General features: G+C 36.6%; 4 protein-coding genes and 1 tRNA gene. All 5 read right to left on the bottom strand.

The window, feature by feature from the left end:
* Positions 1-367 (bottom strand): hypothetical protein (locus AVJ19_RS20865; RefSeq protein ID WP_111861404.1); only part of this gene is annotated, 367 nt, incomplete at its 3' end.
* 373 nt (positions 368-740) lie between these two features.
* Complete coding sequence (locus AVJ19_RS20860; protein WP_111861403.1) at positions 741-1,127, bottom strand: hypothetical protein; 387 nt, start codon at positions 1,125-1,127, stop codon at positions 741-743.
* Positions 1,128-1,167: 40 nt separating this feature from the next.
* Positions 1,168-1,374, bottom strand: a complete 207-nt coding sequence (locus tag AVJ19_RS20855) for a crAss001_48 related protein (RefSeq protein WP_111861402.1) — start codon at positions 1,372-1,374, stop codon at positions 1,168-1,170.
* A 176-nt stretch (positions 1,375-1,550) separates the two neighbouring features.
* A tRNA-Lys gene (locus tag AVJ19_RS20850) sits at positions 1,551-1,626 on the bottom strand.
* Positions 1,627-2,047: 421 nt separating this feature from the next.
* On the bottom strand, positions 2,048-2,698 hold the full coding sequence (locus tag AVJ19_RS20845) for a hypothetical protein (protein ID WP_111861405.1): 651 nt from the start codon (positions 2,696-2,698) through the stop codon (positions 2,048-2,050).
* Between the last annotated feature and the right edge of the window lie 7 nt (positions 2,699-2,705).

Here is a 2,705-nt window from a genome sequence, read left to right as displayed (position 1 = left end):
CTTCTTGAATCTTGTATCTAGGTGCTGACTCTATTCGCACAACGGTATAACCCATTTTTTCAGCAACATCATAGCGATCCAAGCTCCATGCTTTATTTGCTAATTTTCCTTTGCGACCACCCGACCAAGGACCGCCTGAAATCTCAACCAAAATCCTATGCTCAATTAACAGGAAATCAAAACGCCAGTGTTTGGTAGACTTAATTTGAAATTTCTTTTGATATTTGATTTCAAAAATATTCAGTGCATGTTCGAATTTTTCTTCAGCTTCTAAATAAGCCTCTTTCGCCTTAGGCAGCGGTCGAGTTTTCGGCTTTCTTTTTATTTCGGATTTTTGGGTGAGCTGGGTGTATTGAGATGGGTCCATAAATTTTACTCAATAAAAAAGCCTCACATCTCTGTGAAGCTTCTACCTTAATTTTTGTGCTGATTAAGGTTGTTGTATGTTTTTCATTAAAATGAATAAACAGTCACATTATTATAACCAAATGTGATACATATTAAAAGAAATATAAAGTAAAAAACCTCCCGAAGGAGGTCTAAACATTCATAACTAGGGGATATGAATGCAAAATTTACAGCCATTACTTAAAACTAAGTCTGAATAACTTAAGAGTTAAAAAAACCTCACATCCTGTGAGGCTTCCCCCGACTCTTGCGCTGATTCAGGTTTTTTACTGCGAGTTCAATATAGTACAAAATCTAGACCTATTCATTTGCAAAATATTACATATAATCAATTAATTCAGCTTTAAATCAATATCAGGAATGATCGACTGTGGCTTGAATGCAACTTTATAGTGATAAGCACTCACACCCTTACTGGATAGCTGCTCTGAAAAGTAAGTTACATTGTCTGAGATATCCAATGAATGTTTCTTGAATTCTGATGCACCTGTCTTACAAGTCACATCAACCTTACGATCACTAACAGCATCGAATGAACATTTACCTTCAATCGTTAAAATGTATTCACCAGTAATACCATTGTAGAAAACCACACGGCGATCCAGTTCAAAGTTATCCGCAGCATAAGATAAATTCTTAGATGCGACTTGAGCATCACGAGAACAACCAACCATTGCTACTGCACACATTAAACCAACAGCTAAAAGACGTTTTTTCATTGTTTTGCTTTCTCCAAGACAAAATAAAACCTCTTAAGGTTTAAAACAATTCGATACGACTAATGAGAATTGTGTAATACCAATTCATTGCGTCACACTGCTCTTGAAGCAATGTCCAGTTTTTATCATCAATAAATTTAGGTTGACCCTTTTGAAGAAAACCCATCAATTTATCTAGACGTTCTTTTAATTGCTCTTTTTCCTTAACTACGCGTTGTTCATGCGGTTGTAATGTTTTTTCAGACATCTTCACTTTCCTCTAGGCATTAAAAAACCCCAACATGTGAGGTTAAAGGTTTCGAATTCGATAGGTTTAAATGGTGTGATTACACCTAATTAAAGGTGGTGACCAAAACCATAAAAAAACTCAATTAAATATCTGTTTTATATATAAATAATAGTGATGATCAAATTATTAAAATATGGCACGCCATACAGGATTCGAACCTATGACCATCCGCTTAAAAGGCGGATGCTCTATCCACTGAGCTAATGGCGCGTTAAAAGACCTACTATACGCATTACGTATAGCAGGTCAGTAGTGTGCTTCAAGGCTAACTTATGTGTTAAGAGCTTGCCAATTCTCAAGTAATACTCACCTTTTACAACTAGATGTTTGTTTGTGCTCGACCACATACAAGCGGATGTGTAATGAGGGATTATCTTTACCCTTGTCTAACCCTTTACGCCCCTATGATGTGCTGAGTGAAAAACTCAATGCCAAAGGCTGAGGCAACAAAAAAGCCCACTAAAAAGTGAGCTTCTATCTGGTGGTGGATGATTAAATTAAACCACTACGAATAAAGTAAGTCCGCCATAATGCAAAAAAGCTCAATTTTATGAGCTTTGATGACTTGGTCTCGGAAAACCGTAATACGACCAGTATAGAAAAATATACCCTGTTTTTTGCAGGTATGCAATTACAAATCATACTCTTCAGCAACTTTAAAGAAGTAACCACGCAAATGTGCATCCAAGTCAACTCGCCAATCACCAAGTTTCACTAAGGCGTATTGCTCATATTTTGCATAACTTTCCATATAAGATTGTCGAGCAATTGCTAACCCTGAAATACGATGACGCTCAGACTGATTATAAGAGTTCTCTTTTTTACCCTCACACTTGCTACACTCAATATGCTTTCTAGCATCTTTAGCGAATAAGAAGCCTTTACCATTACACTTGGTGCACATTCCACGTTTAAATAAAAACTGTGTTAAAGCTGAGCGTGCCACACCTTTGGCAGCATCTTTACTTGGGATTTGCTTAGTCTGAAACCCGTCTTCTTTAAATTTCAAACGGATCTCACTTGTTAGTAGGTTATGTAACAAAGCAAAGTGACGATCATTGGGAGTAATTGATCGTACAAGTGCCCATAACATTGCACAATTTTCTGTACTCATATCCTGCATCATTAGAGCAGCACTGTTTGTTTTGCTTCCATAATTTGAAGCACCACCAACACTATCTTTAAAACCATCCATTGTTTTCTGTGCTAGATCCAATAAAGTAAAATCCACTTTCGATACACTTGGCTTGAACATTAAGCGACGTAAATCATGAACAATCATCAAATTC

This window comes from Acinetobacter sp. CFCC 10889 (assembly GCF_003268395.1).
Lineage (GTDB): Bacteria > Pseudomonadota > Gammaproteobacteria > Pseudomonadales > Moraxellaceae > Acinetobacter.
The sequence above is the reverse complement of the archived record's forward strand: the minus strand, read 5'-3'. Positions and strand labels throughout refer to the sequence as shown.

Bases quoted from the DNA above. Each gene is read 5' to 3' on its own strand.
- AVJ19_RS20860 (WP_111861403.1), bottom strand. From the start codon at position 1,127: ATGAAAAAACGTCTTTTAGCTGTTGGTTTAATGTGTGCAGTAGCAATG.
- AVJ19_RS20855 (WP_111861402.1), bottom strand. From the start codon at position 1,374: ATGTCTGAAAAAACATTACAACCGCATGAACAACGCGTAGTTAAGGAA.
- AVJ19_RS20845 (WP_111861405.1), bottom strand. From the start codon at position 2,698: ATGATTGTTCATGATTTACGTCGCTTAATGTTCAAGCCAAGTGTATCG.